Below are 19,810 nucleotides of genomic sequence, written 5' to 3'. Positions count from 1 at the left end.
AAAGTTAAAGCCATGATTAATACTGGCTCTTTATTGCCACGCTAATCCCACTTATTTATTTTGCAAATGAGAATGAAAACTTATTTGGACGAACAAAAAAATGGCACTACCAGCCATTACGATTATTTGTTCGATGAAATTATATTTTTAACTGTGGTATATCTCTTTTCGTTTTCTTAACCGTTACGTTTATTTTCCTTTTTGACGTCAGGCCACTGACGCAAGTATGAAGGTAGAGAGGATTCTATGCGCCCTGTTTTATCTTACGTTTTAATTGCTGTTGTAGCCGGCCTGGTGGGAGCCAGTTTTTCAAAAGCCCCCGATCTGGCCGATAAATTTAGCCAGCATTTTGGCAGTCAGCCCAGCGACCCTGAAGGATTCTGGACAACGCCCGCTATTGATGGGTATGGCAAAATTCATTACGAATCCGATGCCGCTTATAAGCCTGCAAGCGGAGACAGTAATAAAGTCGTTTTCCAGATTACCAAAGCGGAAAATGGCCCCACCGTGCCTAACCTCGGTCTTGAACGGGTTGCCCGCGTGGTTAATTTATATATTGCTGCCGGTGTCCCGCAGGATAAGTTGAAATTCGTGGTTTCCGTTACGGGTGATGGCACGCCAGCCATGCTCACGAATGCGCAATACAAAAAGTTTTATGGTGTTGATAACCCGAACCTGAAGCTGATTAATGAACTGCGGGCGAAAGGTGTGGACGTCTCGGTTTGCGATCAGTCGGTCGCTTTTCATCATTTTAATCATGACTGGATCGATACTTCTGTTACACATGCTTTATCCAGCCCGACAACCGTCGCAACGCTGGAAAATCAAGGCTACGCTTTTCTCGCCATGTAATAATCCTTACGTTTTCTTAACATAGCGGGCGCTGGCCCGCTTAATTTCCTGCTGAAGAATGAAATGTTTGCCTTAAGTTTTTGGCCATATGGACGATAACGTAGATCACAGCCTGCCGGTTCTCTTCTTCTGCACATGGCCGAAGAGGGAAGGGGGGATGATGTACTATCAGCGCATGCTTCACCAGGGCATGAGACGCCATAAGACCTAAAAAAATAAGACGCGACATCTATGACATGTTTCTTCGAGGTAAGCCCATGCTGAGGCAAAAAAGACTCAGGGCGGACTTGCTAACGCTTATTACTTTATTAGTGATAGCCAGCATTGTAATTACATTAGCCAGTTCGCTCTATGCCAGTTCGCAGGTACAGCGGGAAGTGCTGATTAATAACACGTTGGAGTCTAACCGCGTCTATGCCACCAAGCTGGCTTCCACGACGGAAATGTTTTTCCAGCAGGCCGAGTCGCAGCTTGCCTGGAGTGCGAAAGAAATCAGTTCGGGTATGGATGACGATGCTCTGACCTTGCGTGAAGTGAATCGCCTGCGTGAACAGACCCGCAGCTTCAACTCGGTAGTGATTGTCGATGCCAACGGTTGGTTGAAAGCTATTTCGCCTGAATCACTGATGCTTAAAGGGATGCATCTGACCTCCAGCGCCACGCGTCAGGCACTGGCGGAACGTCGGCCGCTGGTCAGTAAAGCCACGCTTTCCGCCGCCAATAATCTGATGGTGTTTGTTTCTTACCATATCTGGTCTGCAAACGGCAACTACCTTGGTTTTATTGGCGGCACGATTTACCTGAAGAAAAAAAGCATTCTTAACGAATTGCTGGGCGAGCAGTTTTATCGCGACGGCTCGTCGCTGTACGTCGTTGACGGCGACAACCGGGTGCTTTATCACCAGAACAGCAGGCTCATCGGGCAGACGATTAAGCCGTTAATCAGCGACGATCGTAAAAAAGATAATGGTTATCAGCAGGTGTTAAAACAGCATGGCGAACCGATGCTGGCAGGCTACGCCATGGTTGCCACGCCGGGCTGGATGATTGTTGCGATGAAGCCGACGCAGACTACGCTGGTGCCTTTGACCAGCCTGGTGCTGAAAGTTCTGCTGCGCTCCATTCCCTGGGTACTGTTGACGATATTTTTAGCCTGGTTCCTTGCCCGATTGATTGCCAAACCGCTGGGGCAGCTGGCCAGTAAAGCGACGCAGATGGATATGCTGGGCGTTTCGCTGGAGATTGGCAATATCCGTTCGTGGTACTACGAAGCCAGTCAAATTAAAGCCGCAATGCTGACCGGCATCGGCCTGTTGCAGGATAAAATCGGTCGGCTGAAGTTTGAAGTGCAAACAGATCCGCTAACGTCTTTGCTTAACCGACGCGGCCTCAGCGCGGTACTGGAATATTTTATTGCTACCAATCAACCGTTTGCGGTGCTGGCGCTCGATATCGACCATTTTAAACGGGTGAATGATACCTGGGGCCATGACGTGGGCGACAGCGTGATTAAGAACGTGGCGCAGCAGTTGGGCAAAAGCTCACGGCAGACGGATGTGGTTTGTCGTAACGGTGGTGAAGAGTTTTTGATGATCCTCCCTGGCGCAGACCGCGATATGGCGGGTGCGATTGCTGAACGCGTGCGCAAAAGAATCGAACAGCAGGAGCAAGAGCTGGTGGGCCACGTCACCATTTCCATTGGCGTTGCGCTGTGGGCTGCTGATAACGCCTCTGTCGAACGCGTGTTCAAGCAGGCTGATGATGCGCTCTACGCGGCTAAAAATGCGGGCCGTAATCGGGTGATAATTAGCCCGCAGCGGGATGAAATTCAGGCTGAAAAGCTTCGTCAGCAAGGTTGATTTCCAGCCTGAGCCAGACCGCAGCCGGTTCACGCGACAGCGCCAGCCTGTTTCATGTAGACTCTCCCGCTCCTTCAGAAAGCCAGGAAGTTTGACATGCTGGATCTTTTATTACAGTGGTATCGTCGTCGGTTCAGCGATCCCCAGGCTATTGCACTACTGGCGATCCTTCTCGCCGCCTTCGGTATTCTTTTCTTCTTTAATGGCCTGCTGGCGCCGTTGCTGGTCGCGCTGGTGGTCGCTTATCTGCTGGAGTGGCCAACGGTGCGTCTTGAGCGTCTGGGCTGTTCCCGCACCTGGGCTACTACCATCGTACTGATTATTTTTGCCACCATCGTGCTGATGCTGATTTTGGTCGTCGCACCGATTGCCTGGCAGCAAAGCATTAATCTCGCGCATGAACTTCCCGCCATGCTGACCAGCCTGTATCACTTTGCCACGCGTTTGCCGGAGCGCTTTCCTGCGTTAATGGACGTGGGCATTGTTGATATTGTGGTAGAAAATCTGCGTGCGCGTCTGAGCGGCATGGGCGATCAGCTGGTCAAATACTCGCTGGCATCGCTGGTTGGCCTAATGACGCTGGCAATCTATCTGGTACTGGTGCCGCTGATGGTCTTTTTCCTGCTAAAAGACAAAGCGCAAATGCTTGCTGCTATCAGTCAGGTATTGCCGCGCAATCGCGGCCTGGCCGGTCAGGTGTGGGAAGAGATGAATCAGCAGGTTTCCAACTATATCCGTGGCAAAGTGCTGGAGATGATCGTGGTCGGCATTGCCAGCTGGATAGGTTTCCTCGCTATCGGCATGAATTACGCTTTATTACTGGCGGTGCTGGTTGGTGTATCGGTACTGATACCTTACGTCGGCGCGCTGGCGGTGACGATACCTGTGGTGGGTGTTGGTCTGGCGCAGTGGGGGCTGGGCAGCGAATTCTGGACGATGATTATCGTTTATCTGATTATTCAGGGACTGGATGGCAACATTTTAGTGCCGGTACTGTTTTCCGAAGCGGTCAATTTGCATCCGCTGGTGATTATCCTCTCGGTGGTGATTTTTGGTGGCCTGTGGGGCTTTTGGGGCGTGTTCTTCGCTATTCCGCTGGCAACGCTGGTCAAAGCCGTCGTGCATGCCTGGCCGGACGAGCTGGCAAAACCTCTCTGACCTGACAGAAAAGTATTGCTCAGGATTGCAGCAGTTGTATGTGCCGATTAAATGAACAGTTGCGGAGGGGCTTTATTATGAGAGATGAGACCGATTCTAAAATGAAAAAACTCAAGATAAAAACAGATTAAATTCGTTGCCTGGAAAAGATTTGGTTGCGAGTTTTGGTGAGATTGTCGCGGGTGAAAAGCATGTCGGTTTGGCAGATTACCGTCCATTGGGCAAGATGCGGGTATCGTCTGGACAACGATTTTCACGGCGTCAGTTAAACCCTCGTTCGGGTAACGGCGCCATTTCGCCTGCAAAAACGCTCAGGTTTGGAAATAATAATGTCATTGTTCAGATCCTTGACAGTGAAAGCGGTCAACAGTTTGTTTTAGCAGTTTCGGATCATCGAAGGGGAATTAGCCACGCATTTGCTCGTCATAAAGCCAAAAAAGAGGCTTAATCTGGCTCAGAGGCCTGTTTGACTCAAAACCCCACTAAAGCGGGGTTTTGAGTCAGGATTTGATCAGGCCGACTGCAGATAATCCATCACGATATCGTGATGGTTACTGGTTTTAAAATCGTCGAACACCTTCTCAATCTTGCCGTTGGCATCGATTAAAAAGCTGATGCGGTGAATCCCGTCGTAGGTTTTACCCATAAAAGTCTTCTCGCCCCAGATGCCAAACTGCTCGGAAACCTGATGGTCTTCGTCAGAAAGCAGCGTGAAGTTCAGCAGCTCTTTCTCAACAAATCGCGACAGTTTTTCGGGCTTATCCGTGCTGATCCCTAACACTTCAACGCCGGCTTTTTTCAATTCGTCCATGCTGTCGCGCAAGCCGCAAGCCTGAACGGTGCAGCCGGGCGTCATCGCCTTCGGGTAAAAATAGACCAGAACGCGCTGTCCCTGGAAGTCGGTTAAATTTATCTGCTCGCCGTCCTGATCGGGCAAGCTAAATTTCGGTGCTAAATCACCGGCCTTCAGTGGATTCATCACTATTCTCCGTTTTTTCATCATGCTGTGGATACTGAACGACGCTAATAGTGCCTTGAGCGCTCAACTCTGTACAGAGGCTGTTAAATGCCTGCTCGATAATCGCGGCATCCTGGCTGGCCGGACTGTGGGCGGTGATCTGAATATAGAGCAAAGGCGGCTGATTTTCTGCCGCAGGCTGCGTGCGGGAAACCAGCTCGGCGATATTCATCTGCTGAGAGTCGAATAAATCGGTAAAGCGTTCAATGATATGCGGCGAGTCGGCAACTTCAACCTGCACCCATACCGTTGCGGGCATTGGCGGCCGTTCGCGAAAAGTCGTGCGCTTCATCACGATCAGCAATTCCAGCTCCGCGCCTTTCAGCGGCAGCGTGGATTCAATAAGGGTAATGGCGTTCCAGCTGCCGGAAAGCAGCATGATAAAAGTGAATTCATCACCGAGCATGGCAAGACGGCTATCTTCAATGTTGCAATCGCAGCTGCTGACGTGGCGGGTGATGGCATTGACGATCCCCGGGCGATCGACCCCCACGGCGGTGATAACCAAATGTTGTTGAGGTAACTGCGGCAAAATGATGCTTCCTGTGCGTCTCAGTGATTAGCAATTGTGATAACCCTAAGGTAAACATAAAAAATACCCTCTGCCAAGGGGCCACGCGGGCTTGCCGCTTGCTTTTCAATAGCTGTCAAACGTACCATGAAGAACTTGTTTGTGGAGGGGATGGCAAATGTTCACGGGAAGTATTGTTGCGCTCGTTACGCCGATGGATGACAAAGGGTATGTCTGCCGTACGAGTTTAAAAAAACTGATTGATTATCATGTTGCCAGCGGAACAGCGGCAATTGTCTCCGTGGGAACAACCGGCGAATCCGCCACGCTCAGCCATGATGAGCATGGTGATGTGGTGATGATGACGCTGGATTTAGCCGATGGCCGTATTCCTGTTATCGCCGGAACCGGCGCCAACGCGACGGCAGAAGGGATCGCACTGACCCAACGTTTTGAAAAAAGTGGCGTGGTTGGCTGTCTGACCGTTACCCCATACTACAACCGTCCTACTCAGGAAGGGCTGTATCAGCACTTCAAAGCCATTGCAGAAAGCACCGATCTGCCGCAAATGCTCTACAACGTACCCTCGCGTACCGGTTGTGACATGCTGCCGGAAACCGTGGGTCGTCTGGCGAAAATCAAAAATATTATCGGAATCAAAGAAGCAACCGGGAACTTATCGCGGGTAAGTCAGATCCAAGAGCTGGTTGATGAAGACTTTGTGCTGGTCAGTGGCGATGATGCCTCTGCCCTCGACTTCATGCAGCTGGGCGGAAAGGGCGTAATCTCCGTGACTGCGAACATCGCCGCGCGCGAAATGGCCGAGCTGTGCGCCTTTGCACAGCAGGGTGACTTCGTTGCCGCGCGCCGCCTGAATCAGCGCCTGATGCATCTGCATCAGAAGCTATTTATTGAGCCTAATCCTGTCCCGGTAAAATGGGCGGCTAAAAAATTAGGATTAATTGCAACCGATACGCTGCGTCTACCCATGACGCCGATGACTGATGCCGGTCGTCCGGTTGTTGAGCAGGCACTGAAAAACGCAGGCCTGCTGTAAATTTAGGGAGAATTAATGGCTTACTCAGTACAAAAGTCTGCGATCGCGAAAGTGGTTGGTGTTTCACTGGTGATGCTGCTGGCAGCTTGCTCCAGCGACCAGCGTTACAAGCGGCAGGTTAGCGGAGACGAATCTTATCTGAAGGCGGCTGATATCAGCGAGCTGCATGCGCCTTCAGGGATGATTTTGCCGCTGCAAAATGGTGATTTCGACATTCCTTCCGTGAGCAGCAAAGGTGCCGTCGGCAAACAGCTGGATATCCGCCCACCGGCCCAGCCGCTGGCGTTGATGAACGGCACACGCACGCAGTTTGCCGGTAATTCCGGCGTGTTGCTGGTGGACAATGCCCGTAACGGTGCGCTGTGGCCGCAGGTTGTCGATATTGTGCAGGCGCGTAATTACACCATTGCCAGCCGTACCGACGCCAGCCAGACGCTGACCACTGACTGGGTGCAGTGGAACCGTGCTGATGAAGACCATCAGTATCGCGGACGTTATCAGATCGCCGTTCAGCAGCAGGGCTATCAGCAGGCGCTGACCGTTAAGCTGCTGGAACTGCAACAGGAAGATAAAGTTGTTAATTCTCCTGTGCAGCTTCAGCGTTATACCGCCCAGATGCTCAACGAGCTGAGCATGGGTCTGGATAAGATCGAAAACATTCGTGAAGATTCCGCGGCGAAAAACAGCGCTGCGCAGATCAATGTGCAGAGCGGGGCGGATGATACTGGCCTGCCAAATCTGATTGTGCGTGCGCCGTTCAACACCGTTTGGGAACGTCTGCCAGCAGCGCTTCAGCGCATCGGCATGAAAGCCTCAGACCAGAACCGTTCGCAGGGCAGTCTGAGCGTGGCTTACAGCGCGCCTTCAGAAGAAACCTGGGACAGCCTGGGTGCGAAAGATCCGGGTCTGCCAAACGGCAACTATAAGTTGCAGGTCGGCGATCTGGATAACCGCAGCAGCCTGCAGTTCCTCGATCCAAAAGGTCACTCGCTGACCCAGTCGCAGAATGACGCCTTAGTGGCGGTTTTCCAGGCGGCCTTCAGCAAGTAATCGACCCGGCCGGATTTATCCGGCCTTTTTTATTTTCTGCTGCGTAAACGATTGCTTCGGTTTTTTCGCCGCAGATCATACAATAGCCACCGCACAATAGGTTCATTCCCCAGCAGTCAGCCACGGGGATCCACGTTTGGAGTTAGACAAGATGAAAAAGCAAGCTGAGTTGTATCGCGGCAAAGCGAAAACCGTTTACAGCACCGAAAACCCGGATCTGTTGGTACTCGAATTCCGTAACGATACGTCAGCACTGGACGGTGAGCGTATCGAACAGTTTGATCGTAAAGGGATGATTAATAATAAATTTAATTATTTCATCATGAGCAAGCTACAGGAAGCAGGCATCCCAACCCAAATGGAAGCGCTGCTGTCCGATAACGAAGCGCTGGTGAAAAAGCTGGATATGGTACCTGTTGAATGCGTGGTGCGTAACCGTGCGGCTGGCTCACTGGTGAAGCGTCTCGGCGTGGAAGAGGGCACAATCCTGAATCCGCCGCTGTTCGACCTGTTTCTCAAAGACGATGCCCGCCACGATCCGATGATCAATGAATCCTACTGTGAAACCTTCGGCTGGGTGAACAAAGAGAACCTGGCGCGGATGCGTGAATTAACTTACAAAGCGAATGATGTGCTGAGCAAGCTGTTCTCCGATGCTGGCCTGATCCTTGTCGACTTCAAACTGGAATTTGGCCTGTTTAACGGCGAAGTGACCCTGGGCGATGAGTTTTCACCAGATGGCGCGCGTCTGTGGGATAAAGAAACCCTGAACAAGATGGACAAAGACCGCTACCGTCAGAGTCTTGGCGGCCTGATTGAAGCCTACGAAGAAGTGGCTAACCGTCTTGGCGTGAAGCTGGACTGATTTTTTCGGCTGCGGCTGACTGGCCGCAGCTTAATTTTACGCTTTCTCCTGTTTTATCACGCCTTCGGCCGCCGCGCGCTGGCCAACGTTGCTGTTCCCTCACTGTCAGTAATTTCCTGCCGTTATTCACGATGCTGGTGTTAGTGCTTTCGCACGACTAAAATCAGAACAACTTTAAGATCACCAGGAGTAATTTATGCGTTGGCAAGGGCGCCGTGAGAGCGATAACGTGGAAGATCGCCGTAATGAATCCGGTACGGTAGGCGCGGGACGAATGCGTATTCCCCGTGGAAAGGGCGGCATTGTCATTCTGATTCTGGTAATGATTGCCGGTTATTATGGCTACGATTTAACTCCGCTACTGACCGGAGAGACCTCATCTTATTCTCAGCCGGCTTCACAACAGCAGGGAATCAATCCTCAACAGGACGAGTCCGCAAAATTCACTTCAGTGATCCTCGCCACAACGGAAGATACCTGGCAAAAAATCTTTCAGAAGATGGGGAAGAACTATACGCCGCCAAAACTGGTGATGTATCGTGGCGCTACGCGAACGGGTTGCGGCACCGGCCAGTCGGTAATGGGGCCTTTCTATTGCCCGACGGACAGCACCGTTTATATCGATCTCTCTTTTTATGACGAAATGAAAAACAAGCTGGGTGCGGATGGCGATTTCGCACAGGGTTACGTTATTGCCCATGAAGTAGGCCATCACGTACAACGGCTGCTGGGTATCGAATCCAAAGTACGGCAGTTGCAGCAGGGCGCATCTCAGACGCAGGTTAATCAACTTTCCGTGAAGCTTGAGCTACAGGCTGACTGCTTCGCGGGCGTTTGGGGACACTATATGCAGCAGCAGGAAGTTCTGGAGCCGGGGGATTTGCAGGAGGCACTCAATGCGGCTGAAGCGATTGGCGACGATCGCCTGCAACAGAAAAGTCAGGGGCGCGTAGTGCCGGACAGCTTCACTCATGGCACCTCGCAACAGCGCTACAGCTGGTTTAAAAAAGGCTACGACAGCGGTAATCCTGGCCAGTGTGATACCTTCAGTGGCTGATCTGGGCAACATTATTGAGCAAACGGAAAGGCTAAAACGCCAGGGCTTACGGCGACTGATGGTCGTTAGCGGCGAGGCGCAGTGGTGCCAGCTTCAGGCACAGCAGTGGATCTCCCTGCTGCCTGGAGACTGGCTGTGGATTGGCGATGCGCCGCAAACGCCGCTGAACTGCAAACCTTCTGCTGCAAAAACGCTGCTGGGACAGGAGTTTCTGCATGCGGTCTTCGACGCCCGCGACGGTTTCCATGCCGAAGCGCTGGCGGTGCTGGCCGGTACCCTCAAAGCGGGTAGCTGGCTGGTCATCCTTGCTCCGGAATGGGAAAGCTGGCCCACACAGCCCGATCTTGATTCCCTGCGCTGGAGCGAAACCTCCGCGCCGATTGCCACGCCCAACTTTATCCATCGCTTGCAGAAACGCTTGCTGGCAGATGAGCAGGTCGCGCTTCTGCGACAGCATCATGCGCCTGTGTTGCCCTCGCCACCAGCCACCCCTGAATGGCAGCCGGATGATACCTCTCAGCAGCAGCAAGTATTACAACAGCTTCTGAGAAGCGATCCGGGCATTTCAGTGCTGATTGCCCCACGTGGCAGAGGAAAATCAGCGCTGGCTGGTACCCTCGCCGCACGCTGGCGGGGCCGCTGTTTGATCTCCGCACCGGCTAAAGTTGCCACGGACGTGCTGGCGAAATTTGCCGGTGATGCGTTTGAATTTATCGCCCCGGACAGGCTACTGGCGCTTACCGCAGCAGAGCGGCCAGAAAATATCGACTGGCTGGTAATTGACGAGGCGGCGGCCATTCCCACCCCTATGCTTCATCAACTGGTTCATCTTTATCCACGCGTCCTGCTGACCACGACCTTGCAGGGTTATGAAGGGACGGGGAGAGGCTTTTTGCTGAAGTTCTGCGCTTCTTTACCCGAGGCGACAATTCTCAGGCTGGCGCAGCCGCTGCGCTGGTCACAGTTCGACCCGCTGGAACGCTTTATTGATGACACGCCGTTATTTAGCGAGGCGGAACCAATTGCAGACGAGCGTGATATTGATTTTAGCTATCCTCAGCAAAACGAATGGCAAGGCCGCGCTACCCAGCTTGAGGCGATGTACCGCCTGCTGACCAGCGCCCATTACCGCACCTCACCGCTGGATTTACGGCGCATGATGGATGCGCCCGGCATGCATTTCAGCGCTGCATTGCAAGGTGACCAGGTGCAGGGTGCGCTGTGGCTGGTGGATGAAGGCGGATTGTCAGCCGGGCTGGCAGAGGCCGTATGGGCAGGACTACGCCGACCGGCAGGCAATCTGGTTGCCCAGTCGCTGGCGGCCCACGGCGGCTGGCCGGAAGCCGCTACCCTGGCTTCGCGTCGCATCAGCCGTATCGCCATTTCTCCTGCGCTTCGGCAGCGAGGCATCGGTCGTCAGATGATACAGCAGAGCCTTGGGCATGCCGAAGGGCTGGATTTTCTCTCGGTGAGTTTTGGCTATACTGAAGTTTTATGGCGCTTCTGGCAGGCCTGTGGTTTTCAGCTGGTGCGATTTGGCACTAAACCGGAGGCCAGCAGCGGCTGCTATACCGCAATGGCCATCCTGCCGCTGAGTGAAGCGGGCAGGGCGCTGGCAGAAAAAGGCAGGCGAAAACTGGCCCGCGACTGGCCCTGGCTGCGGCCTCAGCTGCGGGATGTGGACCTGGCGCTAACGCTTACCGCAAGCGAGTCGGGCGCGGTTAATAAAATGGACGAAGACGACTGGCGGGATCTGGCCGGTTTCGCCTGGGCGCATCGGCCTTTTGAAGCCAGTATCGGCGCGCTTGGCCGTCTGGTCAGCAATGACTCACGTGAGCTGCCATTATTACAAGGCGCGGTTCTTGAACGGCTCTCTCCGACCTGCCTCATTCAGCAGTCCGGGCTGTCGGGGCGTAAAGCGCTACTGGCTGGCTGGCGGCAGGAGACGCAGCGGGCAATGAACCGGTTGGATCCGCAGCGCAGCGCAAACTGGCAACGCTATATCGCTATATTGCTGCAAAATCAGCAGTGCTAAGCTTTTCCTGTTGCGATGCGTAAGGCTTTTTAAGGAGGAAACCATGCACCATGACTATTTTGTTGTTCAGCGTCCCGTCAGCGCTCCGGCTCAGCTGTTCCTGTTATTTCACGGCGTGGGCGATAACCCCATATCCATGGGCGATCTGGGCAAATGGTTTGCCGACTCTTTCCCACAGGCGATGGTGATCTGCGTCGGCGCATCGGATTCTGGCGTCCATGGCCGTCAGTGGTATTCTGTCGACGATCTGAGCGAAGAAAATCACCAGCAGCGAGTCGATGCGGTAATGGCAACGTTTACTGAAATTATCCGGGACTGGCAGCGTCAGAGCGGCGTAAAAGCGGAAGCAACGGCGCTGATCGGTTTTTCTCAGGGCAGCACCATGGCGCTGGAGGCGATCAAGGCGCAGCCGGGCCTTGCGGGAAGGGTAATTGCTTTCTCGGGACGTTATGCCAGCCCGCCACAATCGGTGACAAAGCGTACCACCATTCATTTGATCCACGGTGATGATGATGAACAAGTCCCGTTAGGCCATGCGCTGGAAGCCGAAGCACAGCTGCTGGCGCTGGGGGGGGACGTAACGCTGAATATCGTGGAAGATTTGCCGCATGCTGTCGATCAGCGCGCCATGCAGTCGGCGCTGGATCATCTGCACTATACGGTGCCGCGACGCTATTTCGATGAAGCCCTGAGCGGCAGCGCGCCGGGTGATGATGACGTCATCCCAATGAGATGATAAAAGCAGGGACGGATGCCCCTGCTGAAAATGTTATTTCTTCTTCGGCCAGTCTTCGTCGTCATCCCACTTATCGTTAAAATCACGATGCGGCGGCAGATCCGGTTTATTATCCAGATACTTTTTAGGATCGATGCGCTTCAGGTCTTTATAAACGTTCATCAGAACGCCCACCATCAACACAATGACCAGCAGCCACCAATAATGCTTGAGAAATTCCATATCTGCTCCTTAAGCGATAAGCTGTTCCATAATACGCTGGTACATACGGCTAAGCAGTTGTAAATCAGCGGCTTTCACACACTCATTGATTTTATGAATGGTGGCGTTCACCGGCCCTAACTCCACAACCTGTGCACCCATTCGGGCAATAAAGCGCCCGTCAGAGGTGCCGCCTGTCGTCAACAACTGCGGTTTAATTTCATTATAGTGCTCAACGGCGTTTACCACCGCTTCTACCAGTTTTCCGGTTGAAGTCAGGAACGGCTGGCCGGAAACCGTCCATTCCAGCGTATAACGGAGCTGGTGACGGTCTAACAGTTCCCGCACGCGCTGTTTAATCAGCTCGTCGGTCAGCTCGGTACTGAAGCGGAAGTTAAACTGCACGAAAAACTCGCCAGGAATAACGTTATTACTGCCGGTTCCGGCCTGAACATTAGCAATCTGCATACTGGTCGGCGGGAAAAATTCATTGCCCCGATCCCACTCTGTCGCCACTAATTCATTCAGCGCTGGCAGCGCACGGTGAACCGGGTTATCAGCAAGATGCGGATAGGCCACGTGCCCCTGAACGCCGTGCAGCGTCAGGTTAGCGGTCATTGAACCACGGCGACCATTTTTCACTACGTCGCCGACGATTTCGGTACTGGACGGTTCACCGACCAGACAGTAATCAAGACGTTCACGGCGCGCCATCAGTGTTTCAACAACCTTAACCGTGCCGTTGGTGGCGCTGGCTTCCTCATCTGAAGTAATCAGAAACGCAAGCCGTCCTTTATGATTGGGGTGACTGGCAACAAAACGCTCGGCGGCCACCGTCATTGCGGCCAGCGAGCCTTTCATGTCCGCTGCGCCGCGTCCGTAAAGCATACCGTCGCGGATGGTCGGTTCAAACGGCGGATTGATCCAGCGGTTGGCATCCCCGGCGGGTACCACATCAGTATGACCCGCAAACGCCAGCGTCTCGCCCTCACCACGCCAGGCCCAGAAGTTTTGGGTGTCGCCGATATTCATGGGTTCAATGGTGAAACCCAGCGCGCGCAGGCGTTCCATCATAATGGCCTGACAACCGGCATCATCCGGGCTGAGGGAAGGGCGACGAATAAGCTGCTGCGTCAGCTCAATGACCGGACAGAACATAATCAGGACTTCTCCACGATAGGCTGGTAAGCATTTTCACTAAAGCCCAGCAGCATAGAGCCGTCGGCGCTACAGAGCAACGGGCGTTTAATCATTGCCGGGTTTTCCAGCATCACTTCCCGTGCCGCTGCGGCATTATTCACCGCGCTGCGCGTTTCTTCGCTTAATTTACGCCATGTCGTACCGCGCGTGTTCAGCAATGCTTCCCAACCCAGCTGGTCGATGAATTTTTGCAGCAGTGCAGCATCCAGTCCGTCGGCCCGGTAATCGTGAAACTGATAGTTCACGCCCCGGGCTTCTAAATATTTTCGCGCCTTCTTGATGGTGTCGCAATTTTTAATGCCGTACATCGTCAGCATGGCGGGGTTCCCTTCTTTTTTCTGTGGGTTTCATCTATATTCGATACTGCTCAGGCGCTTAGTTTACAACGGATACGCCTGAGAGGCACGGAAGACGGCACGTTTAACAGAGAGTTAGCATCAGGAGGGACAATATGAACTATATGAAAGCGTCTTCCGCCCATACGGTTGAAGAAACGAAGTCGACAATTGTGATCGCCCGGAAAAGAGAGAGCCGCTGCGATGAGTTCAATCACATTGTGGAGGCGGTGCTGGCAGAACATCCGGAAGCCAAAACCCATATCGACAGCGAAAGCGGCGGTTACGATAAAATCATCGTATTGAAATAACAGCGATTCTGAGGGGAGGTTTCTCCCCTCTCACTTGACAGCCAGTACTGGTGATATTCCCTCTCTTTTAGCGCCTCTTTCTGATGAGAAAAACCTTTCTAACCTTATGATGACACTGCTATTAATTGCCTGGGTAATCATATCGGTTAAACTGTGCGTCGCACCACATATTCGGATAAATCCTGGTTTTGTTGATGCGTTGTTGAACGAAAGATGTTCACTTTGCTTTAGGAATAATCTTATAATGGCGTCACTAAAACGAGAGGTGACTTATGATTGATTTAGAACTGGGGAACTGGAAAGACTTTATCGAAGTGATGTTGACTCGTAAGTAACACATTCATAAAGAAAAGCTCGGCGACAACATCAACAAGCTTTACCTTCAGTATCCGAATATAACAAAGGCAGCCTGCGGGCTGCCTTTATTCGTTATGTGACCGGCTTCTCTTTTATCGGAAAGCGCCGCCGTACTAACACGAAGAAGATCGGCACAAAGAAAAGCGCTAATAACGTTGCGGAAATCATACCGCCCATCACGCCTGTTCCTACCGCATGCTGACTGCTGGAACCCGCACCCTGACCAATGGTCATCGGCAGCACGCCGAAAATAAAGGCCAGCGAGGTCATTAATATCGGACGCAGACGCTGGCGACAGGCTTCCAGCGTGGCCGCTAACAAATCCTGTCCTTTGCTGTTGATCTCATTGGCGAACTCAACGATCAGGATGGCATTTTTCGCCGACAAACCAATCACGGTGAGCAGACCGACCTGGAAGTAAACGTCGTTCTCCAAACCGCGCAGCCAGGTTGCCACCAGCGCACCCACCACGCCCAGCGGCACCACCAGCATAACCGAGAAGGGAATTGACCAGCTTTCATAGAGTGCGGCGAGACACAGAAAAACCACCAGCAGCGAAATGGCGTACAGCGCGGGCGCCTGGGTACCGGACATGCGCTCCTGATAAGAAGCGCCGGTCCACTGCAAGCCAAAGCCGGTGGGCAGCTTGTTGACCAACTTTTCCATAACATCCATTGCTGTACCGGTACTGACGCCGCTGGCGGATTCACCGACAATCTCTACGGCGGAATAACCGTTATAACGCTCCAGACGCGGCGAACCGGTTTCCCAACGGGTGGAGGCGAATGCGGTGAAAGGCACCATGCTGCCACTGCTGTTGCGCACGTACCATTTGCTGATGTCGTCCGGCAGCATACGGAACGGAGCGGCGGCCTGAACATAAACTTTTTTCACCCGGCCCCGGTCAAGGAAATCGTTGACGTAAGTCGATCCCCAGCCGGTCTGTAGCGTAGCGTTAATATCATCAACAGAAACGCCCAACGCCTGCGCCTTGTGCTGATCGACATCGATTCTCAGCTGTGGCGTGTCGTCCAAACCATTATGACGAACCCTGGCCAGCGAGGGATCTCTTTCGGCCTCGGCCAACAGCTGGTCGCGCGCTTTCATTAACGCATCGTGACCCAGCCCCGCATGATCCTGAAGCTCCATATCAAAACCGGCGGAGTTACCCATGCCGGTTATGGCTGGCGGGCTGCTGGCGATAACGCGAGCCTCGCGAATACGTTTAAAGGCCGCAGTAGCCCGTTCGATAATGGCAAAAGAGGTATTTTCTGCGCCGCTGCGTTCGTCCCAGTCTTTCAGCCGCACAAACATACGCGCCACGTTCTGACCGTTACCGCCCGGCCCGGCACCAATGGTTGAGAAAACGGAGACCACATTGTCTTTCTCCTGGGTGAGGTAATACTGCTCGACCTTATCCACGACTTTATTTGTTTGCTGCAACGTGGAGCCTGGCGGCAGCTGAACCTGGGTCGTAAAGACGCCGCGATCCTCCAGCGGCAAAAAAGAAGTGGGCAGATGCAGAAACAGCAAGGCCATGCCCGCAATGATCACGACGTACAGAATCAGCCAGCGCCCGACTTTTGATAAAATGCGACCGACGCCCCGTTCGTAACGCGCAGCATTGCGGTTAAACATGCGGTTGAACCAGCCGAAGAAGCCCCGGCGCTCGTGATGTTGCCCCGCAGGCAGGGGTTTAAGCAGCGTGGCGCAAAGGGCAGGGGTCAGGATCATCGCCACCAGTACCGAAAGCACCATGGCGGAAACGATGGTGACGGAGAACTGACGGTAAATGGCGCCGGTGGTGCCGCCAAAAAAAGCCATAGGCACAAACACGGCGGACAGCACCAGCGCAATGCCCACCAGTGCGCCCTGAATCTGCCCCATTGATTTGCGGGTGGCCTCACGCGGTGATAAACCTTCCTCACTCATAATGCGTTCGACGTTTTCCACTACCACGATGGCGTCATCCACCAGCAGGCCTATTGCCAGCACCATGGCAAACATGGTGAGCGTATTGATACTGAAGCCGCAGGCCGAAAGTATGGCAAACGTACCCAGCAGCACGACGGGAACGGCAATCGTCGGAATTAAGGTTGCGCGGAAGTTTTGCAGGAAAAGATACATGACGACAAAGACCAGGATGATGGCCTCAATAAGCGTCTTCACGACGTCGCGGATTGATGCAGTAACAAACGGCGTGGTTTCGTAAGCAATTTCCGCCTTCAGACCGTGGGGAAAGAAATGGGAAAGCTCGTCGATACGCGCCCGCACCAGCTCATCGGTTTGCAGCTCGTTAGCACCGGAAGCGAGCTTTACGCCAAGCCCTGATGCGGCCTGGCCGTTGTACTGACTGAGGAAATCATATTTCTCTGCCCCAAGCGCTACGCTGGCAACGTCGCTGAGCTTCACCTCTGAACCATCCTGATTAACCCGCAGCGTAATATTGCGGAACTGTTCTGGCGTGGTTAACAGCGATTGAGAGTTGATGGTGGCGTTCAGCGCCTGGCGATCGACAGAGGGTAATCCGCCCAGCTGGCCGACCGCGACCTGGCTGTTTTGCGACTCGATAGCGCTGACAATGTCGCTGGTGGTCAGCGCATAGTCGATCATTTTATTCGGATCGAGCCAGATGCGCATGGCGTACTGCGAGCCATAAGCATCAACCTGGCCTACGCCATCGATGCGGCTTAGCGGGTCCTGAATATTACTGGCGACATAATCGGAGATATCCTGCTTGTCCATGCTGCCGTCAGTGGAGACAAAAGCCACCATCAGAATATTGGTATCACCCGTCTTTGTTACCGTAACCCCTTGCGACTGAACATCCTGAGGCAATTTACGCAACGCGCTTTGCAGCTGGTTTTGCACCTGCTGGCGCGCTTCATCCGGATTGGTGCCCGCAACGAAGGTCAACGTAATGGTCGCCTGCCCGGTATTGCTGCTTTGAGAGGACATGTACATCAGGTTATCGATGCCGGTCATATTCTGCTCAATGACCTGCGTGACGGTATTCTCAAGCGTTTGTGCAGAAGCACCAGGATAATTGGCGGTAATGCGAACGTTAGGCGGCGCGAGTTCGGGATACTGCTCAACGGGCAGAGAAAATACTGCCAGTGCGCCAGTCAGACACAGCAAAATAGCAATGACCCAGGCAAAAATGGGACGGTCGATAAAAAAATTCGCCATTGAATGGTGCACTCCGGGCTATTTATCGGAAAGGCGTTGCGTCTGGCGGCGCACCCTGACGGCACTGCAACAAGCAGCCTGCAACAAATTTTTCTGGTTATTCAACCGGATTGGTTAAGCTTTCACTCTACCCGCCACCAACGGCATAATCGTGGAGAAAATAAGGAGAATATGTAAATTATCATGCAAAATCCTCAGCGGAGAGCGGAAAAACGAAAGCGACCTTTGTCCCGCCCGCCGCAGACTGGCTGATTTTGAGTGTTCCGTGCAGGCTCCTGGCCCGTTCCTGCATAATAGCCAAACCGTAGTGTCCCGGTCGTGCTTCAGGCTTTTTAAGCCCCGGCCCGTTATCCTCAATTTCAACGGTCAGGTTAGGGGTTGTGTCCGGCATACAGCGCACGATAATTTGCGTTGCGCTGGCATGACGAATGGCATTCAGCAAGGCTTCCCGAACGATCTGCAAGACGTGTACCTGCTGAGCCGCGCTAAGATGCAACGTCTGTTCTCCCTCCAGCAGAATTTTCGCTTCCGTTTGCAGCGGCGCGATGACCTGCCGCAAAGCGGTAAGCAAATCAGCGGGTTCAACCGACAGGCGAAAAGTGGTGAGTAACTCTCTCAGCTGACGATTAGCTTCAGTAAGCGCCCGATCGATTTCTCCTGTTATCGCCTGAGCTGGCGGGCTGCTCTCGCCCATTGCCCGCTTCAGGCGGACCATCTGAATGCGTAAATAAACCAGAGACTGGGCCAGGGAGTCATGCAGTTCACGGGCGATGGTGGCGCGCTCTTCCATTAATAACAGGTGCCGCATCGATTGCTCAGCATTTTCCAGCTGTAGCGAACGCGCCAGCATCGTTGCCAGCCCCTGCATCAGCGGCGGCTCACTTTCCTGCGCCTGCCAGCGCAGCTCGGCAACGTGCTTATCCGATGCCAAATCAAGCGGCAGCGTTTGCCAGGTGAGATCCGCACATGGCTCGCCCATTTGAATCTGCCATTGAGGCTGCGCAACCAGCGCTATGGCATGCAGATTTTCATGTTCCCGTACCCGGTGCAGAACGTCAGAGTAAGCATGGCTGTTTCGGCCGCGCAGCATTTCTGAACATTGATATAACAGCGCCAGCCGACGATTGGCCTGAAGCAGATCGCGGGTTTTCTCTTTCACCGCCTGCTCCAGCCAGATGTACTGTTTTTCCAACGCTTCAGACATATGGGTAAACGCTTGCGCCAGTACGCCCAGCTCGTTGGGAAGCGTTGTCTCCAGCGGGGCATAATGGAAGTTGGCCTGCTCGATCTGCTGACTGGCCGTCACCAGCTGGTGTAGCGGGATAACAACTTCTTTTTTCACCCGCCGCAGCGTCCATAACACCAGCAGCGCAATCGCCACAAATCCCAGCAGGCAGGCGCTGGCAACCAGTTTCATTTTCAATTCTGCCCAGCGTTGCAGGGCCAGTACAAACCGATCGATCTGAGTAACATAGCGAGAGACATTTTGCTGATAGCTGGCGGTGTTACCGCTCAGCAGCAGGGGGCGTAGCTCGCGCCAGCTGAGCTGTAGCGCGTGATAACGCGCCTTCACGCTGTCAGGGACCCATGCACGTTCTAATGCGTGCAGGACCGGTGCCTCGACCGTCTGCTGATAGAGATCGATATTATGGGCCAGGCCCGCTGAGTCGGCTGCGGCATCCCAGGCCAGTCGATAGCTTTGCATTCGCAGTGAGCCCGCAATGTTAATCGCTTCGGCATCGCGCAGGCTGGCGGAAAGCGTCAATAAAGCCAGGGTGGAGCTGAGAACGGAGAGAAGTACAATGGCAAAGAGCGTGCGGGCGAGGCTGCGGGTGACGGAGCGTTTCAACATTCTTCCTTCCTCAGGCTGAGCAGGGTGCAAACGAGCGGCAGTATAACGTCATCAAAAGGGGCATTTGCCAGCAGCTCACTCTCCTTTGTCGAATATCAAAATTGTGCGCCGTATCGCTTGAAGCGAAGCGTAGCGAGGAATAGAGTAGGACAATATTTAGCTATTTA

General features: G+C 53.4%; 19 protein-coding genes. 12 read left to right on the top strand and 7 right to left on the bottom strand.

Annotated features, from left to right (window positions below; all coding sequences use genetic code 11):
- The first annotated feature begins 246 nt into the window (after nt 1-246).
- The 4 genes from EHV07_RS16915 to EHV07_RS16900 all read left to right on the top strand — a co-directional run bounded on the left by EHV07_RS16915 (nt 247) and on the right by EHV07_RS16900 (nt 4,317).
- Nucleotides 247-852, top strand: a complete 606-nt coding sequence (locus EHV07_RS16915; RefSeq protein WP_147199154.1) for a DsrE family protein — start codon at nt 247-249, stop codon at nt 850-852.
- Between the two features lie 257 nt (nt 853-1,109).
- On the top strand, nt 1,110-2,711 hold the full coding sequence (locus EHV07_RS16910) for a sensor domain-containing diguanylate cyclase (RefSeq protein WP_147199153.1): 1,602 nt from the start codon (nt 1,110-1,112) through the stop codon (nt 2,709-2,711).
- A 96-nt stretch (nt 2,712-2,807) separates the two neighbouring features.
- On the top strand, nt 2,808-3,869 hold the full coding sequence (locus EHV07_RS16905; protein WP_147199152.1) for an AI-2E family transporter: 1,062 nt from the start codon (nt 2,808-2,810) through the stop codon (nt 3,867-3,869).
- Nucleotides 3,870-4,005: 136 nt separating this feature from the next.
- On the top strand, nt 4,006-4,317 hold the full coding sequence (locus EHV07_RS16900; RefSeq protein WP_147199151.1) for a hypothetical protein: 312 nt from the start codon (nt 4,006-4,008) through the stop codon (nt 4,315-4,317).
- A 63-nt stretch (nt 4,318-4,380) separates the two neighbouring features.
- On the opposite strand, the gene bcp is transcribed toward EHV07_RS16900, so the two are convergent.
- Complete coding sequence (gene bcp / locus EHV07_RS16895; protein WP_147199150.1) at nt 4,381-4,848, bottom strand: thioredoxin-dependent thiol peroxidase; 468 nt, start codon at nt 4,846-4,848, stop codon at nt 4,381-4,383.
- Nucleotides 4,826-5,419: a glycine cleavage system transcriptional repressor gene (locus tag EHV07_RS16890; RefSeq protein ID WP_147199149.1), complete on the bottom strand. Its 594-nt coding sequence runs from the start codon at nt 5,417-5,419 to the stop codon at nt 4,826-4,828. Before EHV07_RS16890 ends, bcp begins: the two co-directional genes overlap by 23 nt.
- A 157-nt stretch (nt 5,420-5,576) precedes the next feature.
- Between EHV07_RS16890 and dapA the strand changes: the two genes are divergently transcribed.
- The 6 genes from dapA to ypfH all read left to right on the top strand — a co-directional run bounded on the left by dapA (nt 5,577) and on the right by ypfH (nt 12,198).
- A complete protein-coding gene (gene dapA, locus EHV07_RS16885) occupies nt 5,577-6,455 on the top strand; it encodes a 4-hydroxy-tetrahydrodipicolinate synthase (protein WP_147199148.1) in 879 nt (292 codons plus the stop codon).
- Between the two features lie 15 nt (nt 6,456-6,470).
- A complete protein-coding gene (gene bamC, locus EHV07_RS16880; RefSeq protein ID WP_147199147.1) occupies nt 6,471-7,505 on the top strand; it encodes an outer membrane protein assembly factor BamC in 1,035 nt (344 codons plus the stop codon).
- 151 nt (nt 7,506-7,656) lie between these two features.
- Entirely contained in the window at nt 7,657-8,370 is a 714-nt protein-coding gene (gene purC, locus EHV07_RS16875) for a phosphoribosylaminoimidazolesuccinocarboxamide synthase (protein ID WP_147199146.1), read from the top strand.
- A 196-nt stretch (nt 8,371-8,566) separates the two neighbouring features.
- Nucleotides 8,567-9,427 carry a neutral zinc metallopeptidase gene (locus EHV07_RS16870; RefSeq protein WP_147199145.1) on the top strand — a complete coding sequence of 287 codons (861 nt, stop codon included), beginning with the start codon at nt 8,567-8,569 and terminating at the stop codon, nt 9,425-9,427.
- Nucleotide 9,428: 1 nt separating this feature from the next.
- Nucleotides 9,429-11,462, top strand: coding sequence for a tRNA(Met) cytidine acetyltransferase TmcA (locus EHV07_RS16865; RefSeq protein ID WP_147200656.1), 2,034 nt, complete (start codon nt 9,429-9,431; stop codon nt 11,460-11,462).
- A 43-nt stretch (nt 11,463-11,505) separates the two neighbouring features.
- Entirely contained in the window at nt 11,506-12,198 is a 693-nt protein-coding gene (ypfH, locus tag EHV07_RS16860) for an esterase (RefSeq protein WP_147199144.1), read from the top strand.
- Between the two features lie 33 nt (nt 12,199-12,231).
- On the opposite strand, the gene EHV07_RS16855 is transcribed toward ypfH, so the two are convergent.
- From EHV07_RS16855 to EHV07_RS16845, 3 genes are read right to left on the bottom strand one after another with little or no spacing between them, the layout of a single operon-like run.
- Nucleotides 12,232-12,420: a YpfN family protein gene (locus tag EHV07_RS16855; protein WP_147199143.1), complete on the bottom strand. Its 189-nt coding sequence runs from the start codon at nt 12,418-12,420 to the stop codon at nt 12,232-12,234.
- Between the two features lie 9 nt (nt 12,421-12,429).
- A complete protein-coding gene (gene dapE / locus EHV07_RS16850; protein WP_147199142.1) occupies nt 12,430-13,557 on the bottom strand; it encodes a succinyl-diaminopimelate desuccinylase in 1,128 nt (375 codons plus the stop codon).
- Between the two features lie 2 nt (nt 13,558-13,559).
- Nucleotides 13,560-13,916: an ArsC family reductase gene (locus tag EHV07_RS16845; protein ID WP_147199141.1), complete on the bottom strand. Its 357-nt coding sequence runs from the start codon at nt 13,914-13,916 to the stop codon at nt 13,560-13,562.
- Nucleotides 13,917-14,050: 134 nt separating this feature from the next.
- Between EHV07_RS16845 and EHV07_RS16840 the strand changes: the two genes are divergently transcribed.
- On the top strand, nt 14,051-14,245 hold the full coding sequence (locus tag EHV07_RS16840; protein ID WP_147199140.1) for a hypothetical protein: 195 nt from the start codon (nt 14,051-14,053) through the stop codon (nt 14,243-14,245).
- Nucleotides 14,246-14,517: 272 nt separating this feature from the next.
- On the top strand, nt 14,518-14,580 hold the full coding sequence (ypfM, locus tag EHV07_RS25215) for a protein YpfM (protein WP_147200655.1): 63 nt from the start codon (nt 14,518-14,520) through the stop codon (nt 14,578-14,580).
- Nucleotides 14,581-14,674: 94 nt separating this feature from the next.
- Here the strand turns inward: ypfM and acrD are convergent, their stop codons facing one another.
- A complete protein-coding gene (gene acrD / locus EHV07_RS16830) occupies nt 14,675-17,791 on the bottom strand; it encodes a multidrug efflux RND transporter permease AcrD (protein WP_147199139.1) in 3,117 nt (1,038 codons plus the stop codon).
- 181 nt (nt 17,792-17,972) lie between these two features.
- Nucleotides 17,973-19,643 carry a nitrate/nitrite two-component system sensor histidine kinase NarQ gene (gene narQ / locus EHV07_RS16825; RefSeq protein WP_147199138.1) on the bottom strand — a complete coding sequence of 557 codons (1,671 nt, stop codon included), beginning with the start codon at nt 19,641-19,643 and terminating at the stop codon, nt 17,973-17,975.
- Nucleotides 19,644-19,810: the final 167 nt, after the last annotated feature.

This window comes from Pantoea sp. CCBC3-3-1 (assembly GCF_007981265.1).
Classification (GTDB): Bacteria; Pseudomonadota; Gammaproteobacteria; order Enterobacterales; family Enterobacteriaceae; genus Erwinia.
The sequence above is the reverse complement of the archived record's forward strand: the minus strand, read 5'-3'. Positions and strand labels throughout refer to the sequence as shown.